We start from the raw sequence: 1576 nt of genomic DNA on the forward strand, positions 1-1576 counted from the left end.
GGATGTGCCGACCAGTTGGGAGAAGCCTAGAACCAATCTCTGGAATGTCAAGCCACCGCAAGCCGGGGCGTTAAGCAGTGATGCAAAATAAGCAAGCAGGTTTGAATTGGTTTAATTGGTTCAGCGCAGAAGCTGAGGAACCCCAACAGAGCTACCGCCTACCGAAATCAATGTGGCTTGTTATTGTTGAAAAACGGGATTAATGCGTTGCCGATCGCTCGAGCGACAAATTCGTTACCCTTCGGACTGAGGTGAATGTGGTCTCGGTAGAAGCGATCGCCCTGTTCTACCGCATTGAATTGGGGCAAAAAATCAATATATTCTATCTGCTGCTGCTGGGTAAACTCCTGCAAGCGCTGACGCAATTTCACTTCATAATCGCGCGGACCGGGTTCGCCGAGTTCGCGCCGCAATGGCGTCATTGCCAGGAGAAATTTACTATTATTTTCCCGCGCCAGTTGATGAATTTGGCGAATGGCTTCGATATTTTTGCCCACTAAATCGCCTTTTTCCTCCGGTAAAGAGGGCAGCGGGGGGGCGGGTAAAATGTAGCGAGTGAATGCTTCGGCGATCGCGAAAGGGGGTTTGCGCGCCGGATAGTTGCGATCGCGCCCCACCACCAGCGACGCGGGCATTCTGCCAAACAAATCATCCGTATTGATAGTCAACACCAACACCTGCGCCCCAAACATCCCAAATCGCTGCAAATACGCCAACTCATTTCGCGGTCCCCAGGAATTGGCAGAAGCATTATAAACTTCCACATCCGCCAGCGCAGACCCAGACTCAGACACCAACTCGCTTTTTAACTCTTGAGTCATCAAGGCGGAAATGGTATCATCTTGGTCAGTCCACCATCCGCCATTGGCCACAGAATCTCCTAACAGCAACACGCGCCAGGTATTCTCGGGCACCACAGGGGTAATGGCAGGACTCCGCATGGAATATTCGTTAATCTCCATGCGATTGCCAAACCGCCGCACTCCCTGATTCGGCGCGAGTCGATAGCCGATTTTGTCATCGGGAAGATAAATCGGCGGATTGCCAAACCCGACGATCGCCCTTAACCCCACCTCCACGGCGATCGCCAACCCAACCACCACAGCAAAAACAATCAGCGCGATTTTCACTCCCCCATGCCCTCAATCCATACTCCGCATTCTGCTGTCTAGATTAAACGCGATCGAGCGCATTTGACCAGCCATTCCCTGCACCTGTTTGCCCTCCCTTTGCCTTTATAGCAGTTCTCATATGGGTGAGGTAACGAATTTTTTACCTCGGAGGTGCAAGCGCGGTGGGGACTATTCGGCTGCGGATCGCATCAACCAACAGACCTGCTATATTTCACCACCACCACGCGATCGGTGGAAAAAAAACATACCAATTAGCGCAATGGTTATTTATCCCTAGTCCAACTCCCAGGGATAAAAAAAACATACCAATTAGCGCAATGGTTATTTATCCCTAGTCCAACTCCCAGGGATAAAAAAAACATGCCGATTAGCGCAATGGTTATTTATCCCTACTCCAATTCCAGGCATGGAAAAAAACATGCCTATTAGCGCAATGGTTATTT

General features: G+C 50.4%; 1 protein-coding gene. It reads right to left on the reverse strand.

The window, feature by feature from the left end:
* Window positions 1-167: 167 nt before the first annotated feature.
* A complete protein-coding gene (locus tag AC0QH1_RS01825) occupies window positions 168-1130 on the reverse strand; it encodes an SGNH/GDSL hydrolase family protein (protein ID WP_324629058.1) in 963 nt (320 codons plus the stop codon).
* Window positions 1131-1576 lie beyond the last annotated feature (446 nt).

Source organism: Phormidium sp. CCY1219, from assembly GCF_055795085.1.